At 55.2% G+C, this 20770-nt stretch carries 19 protein-coding genes; 13 read left to right on the forward strand and 6 right to left on the reverse strand.

Features of this window, described 5'->3' with window-relative positions; all coding sequences use genetic code 11:
- The first annotated feature begins 34 nt into the window (after positions 1-34).
- Positions 35-295, forward strand: a complete 261-nt coding sequence (locus tag KF947_RS10235) for a HigA family addiction module antitoxin (protein ID WP_133733601.1) — start codon at positions 35-37, stop codon at positions 293-295.
- Positions 296-407: 112 nt separating this feature from the next.
- Here KF947_RS10235 and KF947_RS10240 read toward each other — a convergent pair whose 3' ends face one another.
- Together KF947_RS10240 and KF947_RS10245 are read right to left on the reverse strand one after the other, a co-directional pair.
- The gene (locus KF947_RS10240) at positions 408-980 is read right to left on the reverse strand and encodes an NADPH-dependent FMN reductase (RefSeq protein ID WP_227406176.1); all 573 of its coding nucleotides are present in this window, start codon (positions 978-980) and stop codon (positions 408-410) included.
- Between the two features lie 23 nt (positions 981-1003).
- Positions 1004-1984, reverse strand: a complete 981-nt coding sequence (locus KF947_RS10245; RefSeq protein WP_133733603.1) for an alpha/beta hydrolase — start codon at positions 1982-1984, stop codon at positions 1004-1006.
- A gap of 217 nt (positions 1985-2201) precedes the next feature.
- Between KF947_RS10245 and KF947_RS10250 the strand changes: the two genes are divergently transcribed.
- The 3 genes from KF947_RS10250 (at position 2202) to KF947_RS10260 (ending at position 6641) form a co-directional block, all read left to right on the forward strand.
- Complete coding sequence (locus KF947_RS10250; RefSeq protein WP_227406177.1) at positions 2202-4376, forward strand: malate synthase G; 2175 nt, start codon at positions 2202-2204, stop codon at positions 4374-4376.
- Between the two features lie 67 nt (positions 4377-4443).
- Entirely contained in the window at positions 4444-4860 is a 417-nt protein-coding gene (locus tag KF947_RS10255; RefSeq protein ID WP_227406178.1) for a PaaI family thioesterase, read from the forward strand.
- Between the two features lie 278 nt (positions 4861-5138).
- A complete protein-coding gene (locus KF947_RS10260; RefSeq protein ID WP_133733606.1) occupies positions 5139-6641 on the forward strand; it encodes a methyl-accepting chemotaxis protein in 1503 nt (500 codons plus the stop codon).
- A 14-nt stretch (positions 6642-6655) separates the two neighbouring features.
- Here KF947_RS10260 and paoC read toward each other — a convergent pair whose 3' ends face one another.
- The 3 genes from paoC to paoA are packed head-to-tail and all read right to left on the reverse strand — an operon-like array spanning position 6656 to position 10374.
- Complete coding sequence (gene paoC, locus KF947_RS10265) at positions 6656-8857, reverse strand: aldehyde oxidoreductase molybdenum-binding subunit PaoC (RefSeq protein ID WP_227406179.1); 2202 nt, start codon at positions 8855-8857, stop codon at positions 6656-6658.
- A gap of 3 nt (positions 8858-8860) precedes the next feature.
- Positions 8861-9811 (reverse strand): FAD binding domain-containing protein, encoded by a 951-nt coding sequence (locus KF947_RS10270; protein ID WP_227406180.1) that lies wholly within the window; start codon positions 9809-9811, stop codon positions 8861-8863.
- Positions 9808-10374 (reverse strand): aldehyde dehydrogenase iron-sulfur subunit PaoA, encoded by a 567-nt coding sequence (gene paoA / locus KF947_RS10275; protein ID WP_227406181.1) that lies wholly within the window; start codon positions 10372-10374, stop codon positions 9808-9810. Before paoA ends, KF947_RS10270 begins: the two co-directional genes overlap by 4 nt.
- Before the next feature lie 220 nt (positions 10375-10594).
- Between paoA and KF947_RS10280 the strand changes: the two genes are divergently transcribed.
- A complete protein-coding gene (locus KF947_RS10280; RefSeq protein WP_227406182.1) occupies positions 10595-11605 on the forward strand; it encodes an XdhC family protein in 1011 nt (336 codons plus the stop codon).
- Positions 11595-12200 (forward strand): NTP transferase domain-containing protein, encoded by a 606-nt coding sequence (locus tag KF947_RS10285; protein WP_227406183.1) that lies wholly within the window; start codon positions 11595-11597, stop codon positions 12198-12200. The genes KF947_RS10280 and KF947_RS10285 overlap by 11 nt, the downstream gene beginning before the upstream one ends.
- On the opposite strand, the gene KF947_RS10290 is transcribed toward KF947_RS10285, so the two are convergent.
- A complete protein-coding gene (locus KF947_RS10290; protein ID WP_133733612.1) occupies positions 12181-12627 on the reverse strand; it encodes a DUF411 domain-containing protein in 447 nt (148 codons plus the stop codon). The genes KF947_RS10285 and KF947_RS10290 overlap by 20 nt on opposite strands.
- A gap of 365 nt (positions 12628-12992) precedes the next feature.
- Here KF947_RS10290 and KF947_RS10295 point away from each other — a divergent pair, with 365 nt between their 5' ends.
- The 7 genes from KF947_RS10295 to KF947_RS10325 all read left to right on the forward strand — a co-directional run bounded on the left by KF947_RS10295 (position 12993) and on the right by KF947_RS10325 (position 20769).
- Positions 12993-13496: a plastocyanin/azurin family copper-binding protein gene (locus KF947_RS10295; RefSeq protein ID WP_223288408.1), complete on the forward strand. Its 504-nt coding sequence runs from the start codon at positions 12993-12995 to the stop codon at positions 13494-13496.
- Positions 13497-13645: 149 nt separating this feature from the next.
- Positions 13646-14311 (forward strand): response regulator transcription factor, encoded by a 666-nt coding sequence (locus tag KF947_RS10300; protein WP_133733614.1) that lies wholly within the window; start codon positions 13646-13648, stop codon positions 14309-14311.
- Between the two features lie 85 nt (positions 14312-14396).
- Entirely contained in the window at positions 14397-15632 is a 1236-nt protein-coding gene (locus KF947_RS10305; RefSeq protein WP_227406291.1) for an ATP-binding protein, read from the forward strand.
- A gap of 69 nt (positions 15633-15701) precedes the next feature.
- Positions 15702-17558 (forward strand): copper resistance system multicopper oxidase, encoded by a 1857-nt coding sequence (locus tag KF947_RS10310; protein ID WP_227406184.1) that lies wholly within the window; start codon positions 15702-15704, stop codon positions 17556-17558.
- A 9-nt stretch (positions 17559-17567) separates the two neighbouring features.
- Positions 17568-18332, forward strand: a complete 765-nt coding sequence (locus tag KF947_RS10315) for a copper resistance protein B (protein WP_133733617.1) — start codon at positions 17568-17570, stop codon at positions 18330-18332.
- 181 nt (positions 18333-18513) lie between these two features.
- Positions 18514-19269 (forward strand): glutaredoxin, encoded by a 756-nt coding sequence (locus KF947_RS10320; RefSeq protein WP_413614130.1) that lies wholly within the window; start codon positions 18514-18516, stop codon positions 19267-19269.
- A 156-nt stretch (positions 19270-19425) separates the two neighbouring features.
- Positions 19426-20769, forward strand: coding sequence for an APC family permease (locus tag KF947_RS10325; protein WP_227406186.1), 1344 nt, complete (start codon positions 19426-19428; stop codon positions 20767-20769).
- The last annotated feature ends 1 nt before the right edge of the window (position 20770 follow it).

Below are 20770 nucleotides of genomic sequence, written 5' to 3' on the forward strand. Positions count from 1 at the left end.
GTAGACACGATCACTCATAAAGGGAGGTGACAAAATGGCCAAACTTCCTAATATCCATCCCGGTGAAATTTTGTACGAAGATTTCATGCAGCCAATGGCGCTGAGTAAAAATGCGCTGGCCAAGCAGATGTGCGTCCCAGCGACCCGCATTGGTGAAATCACCTTGGGCCGCCGAGCGATTACGGCAGATACTGACTTACGTCTAGCAAAGATTTTCGGCACGAGCGAAGGTTACTGGCTTCGTTTGCAGAACGCCTATGACCTAGAGGAAGCCCGCCGTCACCAAGTGGCATGAACAATTCTCTCATTTAACGACTTGAGCAACCTTACTTACATTGAGGCCATTGGTTAACGCAAGCTGGATCGGATGCTAAAGGGGGCGTAAGCCCCCGAAAGCCACTGGGCGATTAGCGAGTGGCGGCGAGTGAGTCCACTAGGCGTTGGCACAACGCATCCAGCTTCTGCCCCGTGGTTTCATCGTGTAACGCGCCACTATCGTTGAAGGCGCTGCCCGCTTTTGCCAGCGATAATGGCTGTGGCAGCACAACCAGCCCCAGATTGGCTAACAGTTGCTGGCCCAGCGGTAGCGCACGGATGCCACCTAGCCCACCGGGGGAAGCCGCCACCAGCGCTGCCCACTTACCGGCAAACAACCCGAGCCCCGGCGTATCCTGGTAGGGTCGTGACAGCCAGTCCAGAGTGTTTTTCAGCAGCGGGGTGATAAAACCGTTGTACTCCGGTGAGGCGATCATCACTGCTTGGTGATCCGCAAGAATCTCACGCAGCTTCAGCACATTCTCCGGCATGCCCTGGGCTTCGATATCTTCATCAAACAGTGGGCAGGGGTAATCCTTTAAATCGATAAAAGTGGCTTCCCCGCCAAGCGCCTCAATACGCTTGGCGGCCAGCTTGGCTAGCTGCTTATTCAGTGACGCTTCTCGGGCACTGCCCGCAAATACCAGTACTTTTAAAGCTGACACAATGCTCTCCTTCTAACATGACGTTAATGATGATCATCGACAAACCCATCTACAAAATTATCCAGCGCTGCAAACAACACTTCACGAATGGGATCTGCCTCATTTACCAAGTGGTGGCGAGCTTCCGGGTGGCGGTGAATTTCGGCATTAGGAAACTTCTTCGCCAAAATCGCTAAATTCCACTCCCAATCGACGGTCAAATCCTGCTCGCCCTGGAGTATCAGGGTAGGCAGTGGGTTGGGCTCCTGCGCAAGTAAGCGAGGCATCCAGCGGCGCATAGCGCTCACCCAGGCAACGCTCAAGCGCTCGGGCTGCAGCGGGTCACCCTCACGTAGAAATTCGGTGAACTGCTCATCGGTTGAGTTGGGGCGATATTTACGCGGCAACTCTTTTACGAAAGGACTGGCAATCAAGTGCAGCCAGCTGGTTTGGCTCCATCCCCAAGGCCGCACCAGGGGCGCCAACAGCACCAAACCCGACCAACCGGAAGCCTCACGGCGGGTGAGTGCATCGGTAGCCAGAATCGCCCCACCGGTACTCTGGCCCACGCCTAACCACGGCTCAGGCGCCATGCCCTGGCTCTTTAGGGTCATCTGCAAATGGGCCAGGCAGTGCTGATAATCATCGAAATCTTCTATTGCCGCCCGCGCACCGCTGGAAAGGCCATGGCCGGGAAGATCCCACAGCACCACTCGCCACCCCTTAGCCAGCAGGCGTTCAAGCAAATGGCGATATAACCCCATATGATCGAAATAGCCATGTACCACAAAGGCAGTGCCCACCGGCTGCGGAGGGCTCCACACTTGGCACCACAGCGCGAAGCGCCCCGTATCGATAAAGCCTGCATGCACTTCACTGGTATCTAACAGCAGTGCTTCTAAGCCATAGTGGTGGAAATAGCCTTGCATGGCGTCTGCCAATACTTCTCCTGGCAACAGGCGGCTAAGGGCGGTATCGCCCGAGGCGTGGCGAAACAAGCCTTCCAGATGTTGGAAATCACGCATCGTTGTTTCTCCATAACGCCATGTTCCGTTGGCCTAGACGCGGCTGTCGAGCCGCATTCCCAAAACCTAATACCTAGTCATTTGGTCGAGCATTTTACCGCATTAGGGTCTACGCTGTTTACATGCCCGAGCAGGTGTGGAATTATTTTCCATAAATACATTTTACTCTGACCGTGGCCAACACATTCCCCACGGGCATCCTCACAGGAGAAACCCCATGAGCGAGCGTATCACGCGCCACCGTTTACAAGTGGCAGCCGATTTAGATCGTTTTATAAATGAGCAGGCGCTACCGGGAACAGGTGTTGATGAAAACGCCTTTTGGGCCGGTGTGGATGCCCTGTTTCATGATCTGACACCTAAAAACCGTCAATTGCTGGAAGAGCGCGACACGCTGCAAGAGAAACTTGATGCGTGGCACCGTGAAAACCCCGGCCCGGTCACCGATATGCCGGGATACCGCCGCTTCCTGAAAGAGGTCGGCTACTTGGCAGAAGCACCGGCTAACGTCAAAGCGACCACTGCCAACGTTGACCGTGAAGTAGCCGTTCAGGCAGGCCCGCAGCTGGTTGTACCGGTGAGCAACGCACGCTATGCGCTGAATGCGGCTAACGCACGCTGGGGCAGCCTTTACGACGCCCTGTACGGCACCGATGCGATTTCCGAAGAGGATGGCGCGGAAAAAGGCACCAGCTTCAACCCGAAACGTGGCGCCAAAGTGATTGCCTACGCCCGTGGCGTGCTTGACCGCGCAGCCCCGCTGGCCACTGGCTCGCACCGTGATGCGGTGAAATACGCCATTCGTGATGAGCACTTGGTGGTATCGCTGGAAGGCGGTCGTGAGACGGGCCTTAAGGACTCCGGCAAGCTGATCGGTTTTACCGGTGAAGCGGCTAAACCCGACGCGATTCTGTTGGGTAACAACGGCCTGCACCTAGAAATCCAGATCGATCCCAGCGACTCCATCGGCAAAACTGACCCGGCAGGCGTTAAAGATGTCGTGGTTGAAGCTGCACTGACCGCCATCATGGATTGCGAAGACTCCGTAGCCGCGGTGGACTCAGAAGACAAGGTCGGTGTTTACAGCAACTGGCTGGGCCTAATGAAGGGCGATCTGGAAGAGAAGATCGAAAAAGGCGGTAAGACGTTTACTCGTAAACTTAACGCTGACCGCACCTGGCAAACCACCGATGGCAGCAGCGTCACGCTGCCCGGCCGTTCGCTGATGTTCGTGCGCAATGTGGGTCACTTAATGACCACACCAGCGATTCTGGATGAGAAAGGCAACGAGCTACCGGAAGGTATCCTTGATGCGGTGGTCACTTCACTGCTCGCGCTGCACGACCTGAAGAAAGACGCCGACCAGCCGCGCAACTCCCGCACCGGTTCGGTTTACATCGTTAAGCCGAAGATGCACGGCCCTAAAGAAGTCGCCTTCGCCAACGAACTGTTTGGTCGTGTCGAAGACATTTTGGGCATGAACCGTGACACCCTGAAAATGGGCATCATGGACGAAGAGCGCCGCACCACCGTCAACCTCAAGGCGTGTATCGCTGAAGCGGCTTCACGGGTGGCGTTTATCAACACCGGCTTCCTTGACCGTACCGGCGACGAAATGCATACCGCCATGGAAGCGGGCCCCATGGTACGCAAAGGTGATATGAAGGGCGCCGCTTGGATTCAGGCCTACGAGAAGAGCAACGTGCAAGTGGGTCTTGCCTGCGGTCTGCGTGGTCGTGCGCAAATCGGTAAAGGCATGTGGGCCATGCCAGACCTGATGCACAACATGCTGGAGCAGAAAATCGGCCATCCGAAATCGGGTGCCAACACCGCTTGGGTACCTTCACCTACCGCTGCTGCGCTGCACGCACTGCACTACCATCAGGTCAACGTCACCGACGTTCAGCGCGAGCTGGAAGCGTTGGGCGAGCCCGATTACCTGGATGACCTACTCACCGTGCCGGTGGCGGAAAACGCCAACTGGTCGGATGAAGAGAAGCAGCAGGAGTTGGATAACAACTGCCAAGGTATTCTTGGCTACGTAGTGCGCTGGGTAGAGCACGGCGTGGGCTGTTCAAAAGTGCCGGATATCCACAATGTGGGCCTGATGGAAGACCGCGCCACGCTGCGTATCTCCAGCCAGCACATTGCCAACTGGCTGCTCCACGGCATTGTCGATGCACCGCGGGTGGAAGAAACGCTCAAACGCATGGCCAAGGTGGTCGATGAGCAGAACGCTGGCGACCCTACTTACACCGCCATGAGCGCCGATTTTGAAGGTTCTACTGCCTTCAAAGCCGCCTCTGACCTAATCTTCAAAGGCCGCGTGCAGCCTTCCGGCTACACCGAGCCGCTACTTCACGAGTGGCGTCAGGTGCATAAGGCGAAGTAAGATCGTTTTACGGTGTAATCAGCCTCGAGGTTTATGCCTCGGGGCTTTTTTATAAAGGAAAAAAATAATGACCGTAATGACTGCCGAGCAAATCGAAAACTTTCTGGATGAAGTCTTTCCCCAGCGGATGGGCAAGATAGAGAGCGTAGGTGAGATGACTGCCACCATGCGCCTTAAAATCGGTCATGAGCATCTTCGCCCCGGCCCCCGGGTTTCCGGCCCTACCATGATGGGCTTTGCAGATGTTGCACTCTACGTTGCGATTCTGGCGCAGATCGGCCCCGAACCGATGGCAGTGACCAGCGACCTAAACTGCCACTTCCTGCGTGCCGCCTCCGGCGATCACGATATTATCGCCCACGCCAAATTGATCAAGCTTGGTCGACTTTTAGCGGTCGGAGAAGTGCAGATTTTCTCGGTCAGTGATGAAGTACACCCAGTCGTCCATGTCACCGCTAGCTATGCGCTCCCAAAGAAAGCCTAAGCCTTGACGGGATCTACCTCACCCAAATGTGAATAGCCAGCTAAACGAGGATGATCCATTAGTGATCCTTATATCAAAATATAAGCAAAAACAAATAGTGAAGAATTGTTAACTAACTATTCAAAGAATAAAAACTCCATTAATCTTACGGCGAAAGTGCTAACTATAGAAAAGACTGCTTATATTTAGCAAAACTCCATAAAGTTATTTTAAAAAATTTCGACAGGGTATTCCCCCCTAGCAACTCCTTTCCGCTGTAAAGCAAGGAAAATATAATAATGCCAGACGCCTCTTTCTCGAACCATATTGCGCGTACCGACAGGCTCATGTGGTGGCCACTAGGGTTTGTCGCTTTATTATGCTTGGTGATTAGCTTTTTTACCCAAACGCTGATGCTAGTAGCGGTGGTAAGTGCTGCCACTCTACCGCTTACCTATATTCTCCAGCATAAATTACCAGGCCACATTGCTAACGGGTTCATCAAAGCCGCTGTGATGATGGTCTGGTCGGCCGTATTGATCGAACAAAGTGGCGGCATGATCGAAGCACACTTTGGCATCTTTATCTTGCTCTCTGTTTTAATCCTTTATAGCGACTGGCGAGTTATTGCTTTTGGTGGTTTGGTCATAGCACTTCACCATGCTCTTTTTACCTGGCTTCAGTATCAGGGGCTCGTTCAGCTTTACGTGAGCATGGGTGACATGCATGTCATGGAAGAGGGGGCGATAACCCACAGCCCTGTCGATTTACTGTATTGCTTACTTATGCACGGCGGCGCCGTGGTTGTCCAAGTCGTTATTCTTGGCTATTTGGCAAAAGTGCTGGAAAGCATGGTGCAAGAAGGGCTTCACGTCACTCGCTTTGCCATTGCCGCCGGTAGCGGAAACTTGGACGTTGCCTTCAGCAGAAAAGAACAGCAGTTGCCCGCAGTCTCGGCAATCGTAGAAATGCGCGACCAGGTAGCGGATAGCCTGCGAAAAACACAAACCGCAGCAAGCCACGTTATGGACTACAGTCAGCAGCTTTTTGTTGCTCAAGAGCAACTACGCACTCAAACGTCCCGTAACAGCAGTCAAACCGAGCGCATATCCACTAGCACGACGGAACTCGCAGCCTCGACTCGGGAAACCGCCAAAGAATCTCAACATATACGTCAACTGGCCAACGATGCTGAGAAAATTGCTCGACAAAACGGTAAGCAAGTCGAGGAAATGGGTGAAATGATGCGGCTACTTGATAAGCACTCCAAAGCTATCCAGGAGATGCTTGGCGAAATTGATAACATCACATTTCAAACCAACCTTCTCGCATTAAACGCATCCGTTGAAGCAGCAAGAGCTGGTGAACACGGCCGTGGCTTCGCCGTGGTTGCCAACGAAGTGCGTAACTTGTCGAAAAATACCCAAACAACTGCTACTCAGATCCGCCATACCATTGCGGCCACCACCGACCAAGTGTTGCTAGGGGTTAAACAAACTTCCACCATTGCGGAGACGACTCGGTCACTTATTCAAAGCTTTGAGCAGGTCGCCATGCGTTTAAACAATTCTGAAAGCGCAATTAGCCAGCAGCATCAAGGCGTTGAAGAGCTCGAGCAAAGCGTTAACGAAATTTACAATGCCCTGGAGCTCTCCCGTGCGGCGGTTGAAAACTCCCACAGCATGGCAGAACAACTATCGGTCACCGCTGATAAGATGATGAACGCCGTCAGTGGGTTCACACTGCCGCTCTCTTCGTCTACCGCCGAGAAGCCAATGCTGATTGCCTCACCCACAGTTTGACGCCTTAATCGGCACTATAAAATCGCACTGCGACCAGCCTCCGGGAGCTGGTCGATCATTCGATCAAGGGTTATGGGGTATTCACGCACCCGAACACCAGTGGCGTTATAAACCGCGTTGGCGATAGCCGCCGCCACGCCGCAGATGCCAAGCTCTCCGACCCCCTTGGCTTTTAAGGGCGATGAAGCCGCATCCGTGGTATCCAGAAAAATAACCTCCTGCTCGGGGATATCGGCGTGAACCGCCACCTCGTAACTGGCAAGGTCGTGATTAACAAAGAAACCGCGCTCAAGGTCAACGGTTAGCCCCTCCGACAACGCAGCACCCACGCCCATCGTCATACCGCCAAGCACTTGGCTACGCGCGGTGATCGGATTTAGGATGCGGCCCGCATCACACACCGCGAGCATACGTCGAACACGCGTTTCGCCGGTATAGGCATGCACCCCAACCTCGATGAAATGCGCTCCAAAGGTGCCAATCTGCATATCGTCTTTAAAGTCGCCAAAGTGGATCGTATCTTCGGCGACAAGCTCTTCGCCGTTTGCCACATCGGCAAGCGCCAAGTCAGTATCCACGGCTAGCACGCGGCTGTTTTCAAAACGCGGCTTTTCGACGCCTAAGCGCTTGGCGATCTGCTCTTGAAGCGCCAAACAGGCGGCGTACACGCCAGCGGTTGAACTAGTAGCCCCAAACTGCCCGCCTGAACCCGAAGATATAGGATAGGCACTGTTGCCCAGCCGAACTTCAACGGCGTCCAGCTCAATCCCCATCGTTTCAGCAGCCGTCTGAGCGAGAATGGTGTAGGAGCCGGTGCCGATATCGGTCATATCGGTCTCAACGATCAGCCGCCCGTCCTGCAAACGTACGCGTGCCCCGGAATCCAGCGTGGGCGCTCCGCGATAGGCCCCTGCCATACCGTAACCGATCAACCACTCTCCTTCGCGTTTTTCCCCAGGCGAGCGGTTGCGCGCCTCCCAGCCAAAGGCTGCTGCGCCTTGGCGTAAACACTCAACGTAATGACGATCGCTAAAGGGCTTTGAGGGATCTTCCGGGTCGACTTGGGTGTCGTTGAGTATCCTGAACTCGACGGGATCCATCTCCAGCTTCTGCGCCATTTCATCCATGGCAATTTCCAGCACGGCAAGCCCTGAGGCTTCGCCGGGAGCGCGCATATCCGCCGATTCGGGTAGATCCATCTCAACAGGCTGATGAGCGACGCGGCGACTCGCACCGGCGTAAAACGTGCGGGTTTGATTGACCGGGTTCTCGCCGCTTCCGCCGGGCAGGGTATGCGAAACCGCGGCATGGTCGAAGGCGATTATCTTGCCCTGGGCATCGGCAGCGATTCGCAGTCGCTGAATGGTGCCAGAGCGGTGGGTCGCATTGTTGAACACCAGCGGACGCGGCAAGGCCAGCTTGACCGGCCGCCCTGAGGCCCGCGAGCCGAGGGCGGCGAGTACCGCGTCAGCGCGCAGCCACAGTTTCCCGCCAAAGCCACCGCCAATGTAGGGGCTTTCGACGCGAATCGTGTCGGGGTCGAGATTGAAGGAGGTCGCCAACGCCTGTTTATTCATTTCGATCATCTGGTTCGACGTCCACACCGTCATTTGCCCGCCATCAGACCAGTCAACAATCGACGCGTGGGGTTCCATCATGGCGTGGCTTTGGGAAGCGGTGCGATAGACTTCATCCAGCGTGAAGGCCGCGGTTTGAAACGCCGCGTCAACGTCGCCCACGTCTGAAAGCGGTTCGCCGGTGTTATCCAGCTTTTCCCAAGCAGCTTCAAGGTCGAAGATACCCTGCTCTTGCTGGTAGCTGACATCAATCAGCGCCGCGGCGCTACGTGCCTGCTCCAGAGTCTCCGCCACCACTACCGCGATCGCCTGATGGTAGTGGGCAATCTTATCGCCACCGAACAGCCGGGCAACGTTGTTTTCCGAGCGATCAAGTGGCTCAATCTCCAGCGTCGTTACCACTGAAACAACACCTGGGGCGGCCCGGGCAGCCGACGCATCCATATGGGTAATTCGCCCCTTGGCAATGGTCGCACACAGGGGGTAGCCCACCAGTTGATCCGCCGCCACGTCATGACGCTCATAAGCATAGGGCGCACACCCCATCACCTTAAGCGTGCCGTCGATTCGCACATGGGGTTTGCCGATAATACGGGCGCGATCGAACAGGTTATCTTCCGCTGATTGATTAAAGTCCATGGGTCACTCCTGAGCCAGCAGCGCGGCAAGCGTTCGCTCTGCCAGGGTAAGCTTATAAGCGTTGTCTTGGGTCGGGCGGGCGCCGTCCAGTAATTGGCTCATCACCGCTGAAGCTCCCTGCGGCAGCGCTGCATCGGCTTCGTCACGGCGCCAAGGCATCGGGGCCACGCCGCCAAGCGCGACACGGCCACTGCCATCCGGCGTTTGGATAAGCGCAACGGAGACCAGCGCGAAGGCGTAAGAGGCTCGGTCACGCACCTTAAAATAGGCGTGGCGGCCTTCAACAGGCGCTGGCAGTACAACACCGGTAATCATCTCGCCCGGCGCCAGCGTGTTTTCAACCTCTGGGGTGTCGCCAGGTAATTGGTAAAACGCATCCAGCGACTGGTATCGCGTCTCCCCACTCGGCGTGATGGTTTCCACTTCGGCATCTAATACCCTGAGCGCAACGGCCATGTCCGAGGGATGAGTGGCAATGCACGCCTCTGAGGTACCGATAACGCCCAGCCCACGCGAGCTGGCGCCTTCACCGAGTGCCGCACAGCCAGCCCCTGGCGAACGCTTGTTGCAGGGCATGCCGGTGTCGTAAAAATAGGGGCAGCGGGTGCGCTGGAGCAGATTACCGCCGGTCGTGGCTTTATTGCGAAGCTGGCCCGATGCGCCTGAGACAAGGGCTCGGCTGAGCACCGCATAATCACGACGAATTCGGTGGTCGGCGGCGAGCGCACTGTTACTCACTAATGCCCCTACACGCAAACCGCCGTTGCTGGTCTCGGTAATAGCGTTGAGCCCAGTACCCGTTACATCAATCAGGTGCAGCGGGGTTTCAATCTCGTGCTTCATCAAATCAAGCAGGTTGGTGCCACCGGCAATAAATTTGGCGCCAGACACTTCAGCGGCACGGGCAGCCGCCTGAGCAGGATCAGACACGCGTTCATAGGAGAAGGCTCTCATGCGTGCTCCTCCGCCACCTGATTAATGGCTTTTAGAATATTGGCATAAGCGCCACAGCGGCAGAGATTGCCCGACATCCGCTCGCGAATCTCGGCGTCGGTCACCTCTATAGGTGCGGTTAGATCCTTCGTTACATGGCTGGGCAGGTCTGCTCGAATCTCCTCTAGCACAGCCTTTGCCGAACAGATCTGGCCCGGCGTGCAGTAGCCGCACTGGAAGGCGTCATGATCGAGAAACGCTTGCTGCATTGGATCAAGATGATCTGCTTCCCCTAACCCTTCGATGGTCGCCACGTCATCACCTTCATGCATCACCGCCAGCGTCAGGCAGGCGTTAATCCGTTCGCCATTCACCGACACCGTGCAGGCGCCGCACTGACCGTGGTCGCAGCCCTTCTTGGTGCCGGTGAGTTTTAAATGTTCACGCAAGGCATCCAGCAGCGTCGTTCGGTTATCCAGTTCAAGCTGGTGCCTTGCTCCATTGACCACTAAAGAGACGTTCGAGCGCTCCGCGCCATTCTGCGCGGTCTCGCGACGCCTTTCAGCGCTATTAGGTGGGTTCATAACTATGTGCCTTCCCTGCTCATTGCTGTCGCTTTATGAATGTCGTCACGACTTCAGCATAGTCATGATTGGAGTAAGCAACCCGGCGATTGGGCATAAAGGTTCTGAAAAAAATCGATTACATCCTCTGTACACGCTGTTGCTACGCTAGGCTATAAGTCTTATGCCCACGCCAAAACAGGCAATGGATGCCGTTTGCTAACTATTGGAAACGTTATAAATGCAGCATTTGGATCGGCAAGTGATTGAGCAAGCGCTTAAGTGGTCTCTGGAAGGGGAAACGATTTGGCTGTGTACCGTGCTGGCCACATTTGGCTCTTCGCCACGCGCGCCGGGCTCGTGGATGGTCGTCAGCCAAGAGGGTAAACACATCGGCTCGCTTTCGGGTGGCTGTGTAGAGGATGACTTTATAAAGCGTCTCGGCGAGGGAGAATATGATCGCCCAATTACGGTGACGCGCTATGGTGACCCCGACGATACTCAAGGCGCGCATATTGCGCTTCCCTGTGGCGGTGTTTTAGAAGTGTTGATTGAGCGTCTGCTCTCGACTGCTGACACGCAGGAGCACTTGGCCACCCTGCTAGCTACCCTTGATGGCCATCACCGTTTGATGCGTAACGTGAATTTATCCACGGGAGAGCACTCCTTCAGCGAGGATGACACTCTCGGCCCTCGTGTGGTTCGGTTGGATGGTCAACCCTGCGATGAACAAGAACATGATCGGCAAGATGTTGTTCAAATGCGGATTGCTCCGGCCAGACGGCTCATTATTGCCGGCATTTCGCCCATTTCCGCCCCTTGTGCCGCCTTTGCCGCTGCTCTGGGGTTTGAAGTGATCGTCTGCGATCCAGACGAGGCGGTCTGCGCAGACTTTGCAGTGCCAGGGGTGACCGTCAAAGCGTTACTGCCCTCGCTCTACATTGCCTCCGGCGCTTGCCATAGCGCAACGGCGGTTGTGGCGCTCACTCACGACCCGCGTATTGATGATTTAGCTATGATGGAGGCTGTACGCACGCCTGCTTTCTATATCGGCGTGATGGGTTCAAGGCGCACATCGACTGAGCGCGCTGAGCGGTTAATTCGTTCCGGGGGGTTAACCGAAGAGCAGGTCGACCGCCTGCATATGCCAATTGGTCTCGCGCTGGGAAGCAAGACCCCAGCTGAGATTGCTCTCGCTGTTATGGCGGATATCGTGCGGGTGCAACACGGAAAAACTATCAATGAGCTCTAGCAACGTTGTCGCATTGGTCATGGCCGCCGGTTACTCGCGCCGGTTTGGTGAGCACGACAAGCGCTGCGCGTGCTTGGCTGATGGACGCACGATGTTAGCTGCCAGCGTCGCCAACGCAGAGCAAGCGTTTCCTCTGCTACGCGTAGCGATCCGCGAAGAGGACGACACAGATCTTTTAGGGCTTGCCGAAGGCACGCCGCTTATTCGCATTCGTCAGGCGCGCCTTGGGCTGGGTTCAAGTCTGGCCGAGGCGGTAACGGCGCTTAGCAATGATCCTCGCCTCTCGAACGTGGAAGCGGTGGCGATTTTATTGGGCGATATGCCCTACCTGCAGCGAGACACGCTATTCGCGCTACAGCAGCGAGCCACTCACGACACCATCGTGAGGCCCTGCTTCAAAGGCCAACCAGGCCATCCGGTTATATTCGGACGTTCACAATGGCCAGCCCTTCAAACGTTAAGCGGCGACGCCGGTGCCAAAGACATTATTCGTCGCCACACGGCACACTACCGAGAGTATGCCGTGCAGGACAACGGCACGCTTATCGATATCGACGTGCCGGAGGAGCACGGCATCACGGCGCCAGCGTCATGAACGGCTCATCTTGCTGGTCGCTAAACGCATAGACGTTATAGGGCTCGTCCTGAGGCCCCGGCATACCCGGCGTGCCAATGGGCATACCGGCCAAGCCAATACCGTCAAGATCAGGCTGTTGCTCGAACAGCGCCTGCACGGCTTCCATCGGAACATGGCCTTCGATCCAATACTCGCCCATCTCGATGGTATGGCACGACCCCAGTCCGTAGGGCACGCCCGCCTGCTGCTTGACATCGCCTAGCTCTACGTCATCAATGATCGTTACTTCTACGCCGAGTTCTTCAAGATGGCGTGCATAACCGTCACAGCAGCCGCACTGGGGATTTTTATACAGTGTGGCCTCGTCAGGCAGTGCCGCATGGGCCGAGGTGGCCCCCAGAACCAGTGCGCCGGATAAAAATAGTGATGTCGTTAAACGGCTCATGCGTGGCCTCCTTGATGAGAACGACTAAAAAGATATTTAGTAAGCGACGCGATCCCAAGCCCCGCCAGCAATAAAAATGCGAGAGGCATTAACCAGCCTACCCAGCCCAAAGAGCTCATAAAGGCAAAACAGTCTGCGTTCATCATGGCAAAACTCCTACGAGCATTAAAGCAATGATACCAACATGCTTATTACACAACTGAAGCTTACAACCTATGTGTGACACGGAGGTCAAGTTAGCCAGCATGTTTAACAATGCTTTCTTGACGCAGGTCATTAGGCTCTGTCCGAAAACTCACGGTTCAGGCTCATTTCAGGTTCGCGCGATATAAGTAATGGGTAAATACCACTGCGAGGCAAACATAATGCGCACGAATTACCTGATGCTTGGCCTACTAACGGTATCGCTTAGTACCTTAACCTTCACAGCATGGGCCGCTGGTGAGCACGAGGACAGTCAGCACAGCGCTAGCAATGCCGAGGTTGACCGCACGATTAGCGTAGAAGCGGGTGATATGTGGTTTGATCCTGAAGCCATACAAGTCACCGCAGGTGAAACCATTCGGTTTGAAATTATCAATAATGGCAACCTTGAACACGAATTTGTAATAGGTGATAAAGCCGCCCAGGAAGAGCATCGGATAATGATGCAGGAAATGAGTGGCGGCCATGGTGACGCTCATGGCGGACACGGTGGCCACGACATGGCAGAAGGTGCGCACGGCGGGCAGATGCCATCTATCACCATTGGGGCAGGTGAGACCAAAACACTGGTGTGGACAGCCCCCTCGAACGTTGAGAGTCTGGAGTACGCCTGTAATATCCCTGGCCATTATGAATCAGGGATGTATGGTGATATTAATTTCTAACGCGATATAACCTATGAAACCTCTGATTAACTATTGCGCTTGGCCATACTGCGTTAAAAATCATCTCAAAATGCTCATTTACAACCCCGCTTTTTCGTTGATTTTTGCCTTGTCTGGCCTGCGCTCATCACATTAATCAGAGGCTCCCTATGAAACTGTTGCTTTTAGAAGACGATGACCTATTAGCTGAAAGTTTGGCTGAAAGTCTGAAAGACAACGGTTACCTCGTCGACGTAGCCGACACCGTTCAGTCGGCTACGTCGTTCATGGCAACCGAGGAGTACGAGCTTGCCATCCTAGATATTGGATTACCCGATGGTTCGGGTCTTGAGCTAATCACGCGTTGGCGCAAGCAAAAACGCCCGACCCCGGTTCTGATACTCACCGCGCGCGACACCTGGGAAGACAAGGTCATTGGCTTGGAAACAGGGGCTGACGACTACCTCACCAAACCCTTTCACGAAGCCGAACTGATGGCGCGTTTAAAGGCCCTGCTACGCAGGCACTCTGGCCAATTATCCCAAGTCATCACTCTCAACGGGGTGTCCTTGGATGAAGCGGGCCAGCGTGTTTGTAGCGAAGGGACAACATGGCGTTCGCTTACCGCCACCGAGTTTCGACTACTACGCTACCTGATGCTCCACCCTGACCGTATTCACTCCAAGGAGCGATTGCTGGAACAGCTTTACGCGTTGGAGCAAGACGCTGCCGCACCCAACTTGGTAGAGGTATACGTGGCTCGTTTGCGCCGTTATCTTGGCAAATCGATTATCCAGACACGCCGCGGCCAGGGGTACGTTTTTGTTTCACGTTAATAAACGTAGCTTAAGGTTTCGCCTGCTAGCTTGGCTGGGAGGCGTTGCGCTCTTAGTCGTGGGTTTGACATGGTTGCTGCACGGCGTGTTTTTGCAAAATCTTGCTAAGGAGTTTCTCGGTGAACGCCTCAAGCGTGAAGCCGAACACGCAGTATCGCAGTTGGAAAATGACCAGTTAGCCATACCCTCTTCGCTCACATCGGCGAGTCAAAGTTATCAGGTTTTTCACCACCTTTATGTGCTGCGACTTAATGGTGAGATCAGCGCCTCACACCCCGAATGGCAACGTCAGCTAGCAACCTTACTTGAGGAAGCTGGTGATTCGCTAGTCGAGGTAAAGCGCGGCGAGCGCCACTTACTGGTGTATCGCCAGCAATTCGAGTGGCAAGGCACCAACGGCGTATTGTTAATCGGTGAAGATTTTTCTCAGGTAGAAAAAGGTTTAGCCACTTTGCACTGGTGGGTAGGTGGCATTGCGGCAGGCCTGCTATCGGTGCTGGTGGCACTCAACATGCTGGCCGTTAATCGTGGCCTGAAGCCATTATGGCAACTGCGACAACAGCTTGAAGAGCTCCAGTCTGGAGAGCGTCAACGGCTTTCTCTTGCAGCCCCCGCAGAGCTTGATGGCTTGGTCGCACAACTCAATCGCTTTATGGATGACATCGACTTGCGATTGCAGCGCTCACGAGAGTCGGTAGCCAACCTTTCTCATGCGCTTAAGACACCTTTGGCGGCGATCACCCAAGTACTTAGAGGCGGCAGACCCATTGATGAAAGCCGCCGCCACAAGGTACTGATGCGATTGGAGGATATCAACGCTCAGTTAGATGCCGAGCTTCGCCGCGCGCGTATTGCTGGCCCCCATGCAGGGCGCATGACCCACCTCGCCCGCGACAGCCAGCGCCTGATGGTTATGTTTCAGAGCCTCTATCCTCAGCAGGTGTTCGAGCTAACGCAAGCAGTTAATCAGCGCGACCAAGTGCCTATCGACGCCCACGATTACGCCGAAATGCTGGGCATTGTGTTGGATAACGCAGGCAAATGGGCCACCAACGCGATTCGTTGCCATATCAGCACTTCTGAGCTCGCTCTAACACTAACGATTGACGACGACGGCCCCGGCGTTGCTGAAAGCGATATAGCGCGCTTGGGCGAGCGCGGCACCCGGCTGGATGAACGCCGTCCTGGTTACGGCCTGGGGCTTTCCATACTTGCGCAGCTAGTGGCGCGTTACGCAGGACACTGCCAGTTCGAACGCAGCCCGTTGGGTGGTCTGCGGGTAACCACCACGCTGCCACTAAGGGGTATTAACGCCGCATAGCGTCTTTTTCAGCATTGATTCAGCTTGCTCCCCCAAGATGATGAAATTCATCAGCGATGGGAGCTTTATATGACGCGTTCGAATTTTATCACCCACCCGCTTTCACGCCGCCAGGTGCTGAAAGGCAGTGCGGCGCTGGGGTTGGGCTCTGCCGCTGCCATGGGTTTGAGCCCCGCCTGGGCCAACCCCTGGGGGCGTACAAACGTCTATTCCAAGGGCGTGGAAGAAGGCCCGGAGGTATCGCTGGCCATCCGGCGTGAGTCCATTTCTATTGATGGCCAGGAGACCAGCGCTTTTAGCATCAACGGTACTAGCCCCGGCCCGTTGATTCGCCTAAAGGAAGGGCAGGACGCGGTGCTACGCGTTACCAACCTACTTAATGAATCCACCTCCATTCATTGGCACGGCTTGATTCTGCCACCGGAAATGGATGGAGTACCGGGGGTCAGCTTTGCCGGTATCGCGCCCGGTGAAACCTTCACCTACCGCTTCCCTGTGCGCCAGAACGGCACCTACTGGTACCACAGCCACTCAGGTATGCAGGAGCAGCTAGGCCACGTGGGGCCGCTGATTATCGACGCTGACGAGCGCGAGCCTTTCCGCTATGACCGCGAACACGTGCTGCTGCTGACGGACTGGACGTTTGAAGACCCCATGTCGGTATTTCGCAATCTGAAAACCATGGAGGGTTATTACAACTTTCAGGAACGCACGGTTGCCGATTTCTTTGCCGATGTACGGCAAAATGGTTTAGCCCCCACCGTCGAGATGCGCAGTATGTGGGCCAAAATGCGCATGAGCTCACGGGATATTGCCGACGTTACCGGCAGTACCTACACCTACCTGCTCAACGGCCACTCCCCAGAGGAAAACTGGAACGCCCTGTTCAAGCCGGGTGAGCGTGTTCGGCTACGAGTGATCAACGGCTCGGCGATGTCCTACTTCGATGTACGTATACCCGGCCTCAAAATGACCGTAGTAGCCGCCGACGGCCAACCGGTTCAGCCCGTCCCTGTCGATGAGTTCCGTATCGGTGTTGCCGAAACCTACGACGTCTTGGTGTCACCCGAAGACGATCAAGCCTACACCATCTTTGCCGAATCCATGGATCGCAGCGGCTACGCTCGTGCCACCCTAGCCCCGCGTGAAGGCATGCAGGCGGAGATTCCTGACCGTCGCCAAATTGCTGACCGCGGTATGGAAGCCATGGGTGCCCATGGCATGGGCGGCATGGATCACTCCACTATGGAGGGCATGGATCATTCGGGTATGTCGAACATGCAGGGCATGGATCACTCGGGCATGTCCAATATGGACGATATGGATCATTCCAACATGGAAGGCATGGATCATTCAGCTATGTCGGGTATGAGTGGCATGGAACACCCCACTGGTATGACCGGAGAGCAGCACAACGCACTCGCACTCGCAAGCGGCATGCTGGCGTCTGGTGAAGCCCAGCCGGGCTCGCGCTATGGTCAAGTGGGCATAGGTATTGATCCCAACGAGCGCCGTGTACTGGTTTACCAAGACTTGAAAGCCTTCACTCCTTGGCCCGACCGCCGCGAGCCTGGACGCGAGCTTGAACTGCACCTCACCGGCAACATGGAGCGCTACATGTGGTCGTTCGACGGCCAAAAATTCAGCGAGGTCTCCGGCCCCATCCACTTCGAAAAGGGCGAGCGCCTACGCCTGATCCTGGTCAACGACACCATGATGGAACACCCCATTCACCTGCACGGTATGTGGATGGAGCTGGAAAACGGTCAGGGCGAGCTGATTCCGCGCAAGCACACCTTGAACGTTAAGCCCGGCGAGCGGGTTTCGGCGCTGATCACGGCAGATGCCGAAGGCAGCTGGGCCTTCCATTGCCATCTGCTCTATCACATGGATGCCGGAATGTTCCGCGTTGTTCAGGTTTCTTAAGGAGGCAGTATGAAAGCCAAGCTCTACTTCACTGGCATTAGCTTAGCGTTTGTCATAACCACCGCTGCCCATGCGGAAGATGGTTACGATGCGCCGAAAGATTGGCCAGCCCCGATGATGGAACACAATATGGGTATGGCGCTCTTTGATCGTCTTGAATATAGCGTGCCTGATAACGGCGAAGAGGCCGTTGTGTGGGACTTTCAAGGCTGGTACGGCGGCGATGTTAACCGTGTATACCTCAAGTCGGAAGGCGAGAACGTCCAGGGCGACGGCGAGGATGCCGAGTTCGAATCCCTTGAACTGCTCTACAGTCGCCTGGTTGCCGACTTTTGGGAGTTACAGGGCGGCGTGGGTTACCAGGGTGGCGTATTTTCCGATGACCACGCCGAGCGCACCTATGCCGTGGTAGGCCTGCAAGGGGTGATGCCCTACGGCATCGAAACCGATGTCGCCCTAAAGCTGAGCGATGACGGCGACCTGGCCGCCAGCTTTGAGGGCGAATACGACCTGCGCCTGACGCAACGCCTTTATCTGCAGCCACGTACTGAAATAGCCGTTGCTGCCAGCGAAGTCGAGGAGTTTGGTGTCGGCGAGGGGCTAAACTCAGTGCGTGTGGGTATGCGTCTCGGCTATGAAGTGTCCCGCCGCTTCGCTCCGTACGTGGGCGCTTACTGGGTAAAAGAGTATGGCGATACCGCCGACCTTTCGCGTGCTAGTGGGAATAGTAGCGAAGATGCCGGTGTGGTTGCAGGTGTCAGGTTAATGTTTTAAATCGTTAAGCACTGCGCCACCGGAAGGTGGCGTTTTTTTGTACAACGATGCCTGTGGTTCCCAGGCACCTACACTGCTTGGACAAACTAGTGAGAACCGCCCATTTGACCTAAAGGTGGCACATAGGTTCTAGGCTAATAGGTAAGCAATATCGAGTTAATGAATAAACAAGAGGCTAATGATGGTATCAACCACGCACTCTACTGCTCGCGTTTATCGGATGAAAACAGCGGAGCACATGTGTCCGTTCGGCTTAAAAACCGTCGACCTGCTCAAGCGCAAAGGCTACGAGGTGGACGACAACCTGCTGACCTCACGGGAAGAAATTGACGCGTTTAAACAGCAGGAAAACGTCGACACGACGCCGCAGGTATATCTGGGCGATGAACGTATTGGCGGCTATGAAGAGCTGCGTAAGCACCTGGGCATGAGCGTTCCTGATCCAAAGGCCACCACCTATCGCCCCGTGCTGGCGATTTTTGCCACCGCACTGCTCGTCGGTTTTGCCGTCAGTTGGGCGGCGCAGGGCACGCTATTCACTGCACGTATGCCGGAGTACGCCGTCGCCACGGCGATGGTGCTCCTGGGTTTGCAAAAGCTGCAGGATGTAGAAAGCTTTAGCACCATGTTTCTCAACTATGACCTGCTCGCCCAGCGCCACGTCCCCTACAGTTACGTTTACCCCTACGCCGAGACACTTGCGGGGCTGCTGATGTTGGCGGGCACGCTTATCTGGCTGGCCGCACCACTGGCGCTATTCGTCGGCACCGTGGGGGCTGTTTCGGTATTTAAGGCGGTATATATCGACAAACGTGAGCTCAAATGCGCCTGCGTGGGTGGCAACAGCAACGTACCGCTAGGCTTTGTGTCACTCACCGAAAACCTCGTAATGATGGGTATGGGGCTGTGGATGCCACTTCGCATGTTGATCGGGTGAGCCCATCCTATTCGCATAACGCTTGATCAAGGTCATGTTTTCATCGGGCGATATTCAGGTTGCTTTCAGGTAAGCCTTCCACGCTATAGGTAAGGAACGCTCAATAGCAGTGCAGCAACCGCGCCCGTTGCTGGCTCAGTAAAAGGAGGTTTGCCCATGGCGGATAAGGATAGAACGCCGCAGTACGAAGAAGGTAGCCTTAGTTTGGTCGGTGCCGTTGCATTAGGCACCGGCGTGATGATTGGGGCCGGCATCTTCGCCCTTACCGGCCAAATGGCCGAAATGACAGGATATTTATTCCCTCTGGCCTTTCTGGCCGCTGCGGTCATCGTTGCTTTTAGCGCGTATTCCTACGTCACAATATCCAATACCTATCCATCGGCAGGTGGCATTGGCATGTATTTGCAGAAAGCGTACGGCCCGACGCTGACTACTGCTTTTCACGCCCTTCTTATGTATTTCTCCATGGTGATCGCACAAAGTTTTCTAGCGAGAACCTTTGGCTCTTATACGCTTGAACTGTTTGATATGGGCGACCGTTCGCTGTTCGTGCCCTTGCTCGGGGTCGGCTTGCTGCTAACGGCCTTCTTGATCAACTTATCAACTAACCGCCTGATCGAGACTGTCGCCTCGGTGCTCGGATTTATCAAAATAGGCGGCATTGTGGTGTTCGGTATTGTCGGTGTGTTTATCGCCGACTCCCTGGAAATGGGCTCCAGCTCTGGTAGCGACGCCCCCACACCGACATTAGCTGGTTTTCTAGGTGCCACGGCGCTCGGTATCCTGGCTTTCAAAGGCTTCACCACCATTACCAACAGCGGCTCTGAACTTAAAGATCCCAAACGCAACGTTGGCAAAGCCATCACCATTTCGATTGCGCTATGCGTGGTGATTTATGCGCTGGTCGGTTTTGCCGTTGCCAGTAACCTTTCCCTGCCTGAAATAATTGAAACGCAGGATTATTCCCTGGCTGCTGCGGCCCGGCCCGCGCTGGGTGAAGCAGCGGTTGCGTTTACCGTGATCCTCGCCATGCTGGCAACGGCGGGCGGCATCATCGCCAGTGTCTTTGCCGTTTCACGCATGCTCGCCATGCTGACAGAAATGAAGTTGGTTCCCCACCGCCATTTTCATATGCCGGGCAGTGTGCAAAAGCACACACTGGTGTACACCATCGTGTTTGGTTTAGCGCTCACCGCTTTTTTTGACCTGAGCCGCATCGCAGCACTAGGCATCATTTTCTACCTGATCATGGATATGGCCATTCACTGGGGTGTGCTTCGCCACCTGAAAGACAGTGTGGGGGCTAATCCTGTCATTCCTAGCATTGCCATACTGCTTGATGCCGTCGTGTTAATTGGCTTTGTTTGGGTAAAAGCCACCTCTGATCCGTTAGTGCTCATCGTTGCCAGCGTAGTAATGGCTAGTCTTTTACTCGGAGAGTGGCTTTTCTTATCCAAACGCGACACTTCAAACGATAGCGATCACTCTCATACCCATTAAC

This window comes from Halomonas sp. FeN2, from assembly GCF_020595105.1.
Taxonomy (GTDB): Bacteria; Pseudomonadota; Gammaproteobacteria; order Pseudomonadales; family Halomonadaceae; genus Vreelandella; species Vreelandella neptunia.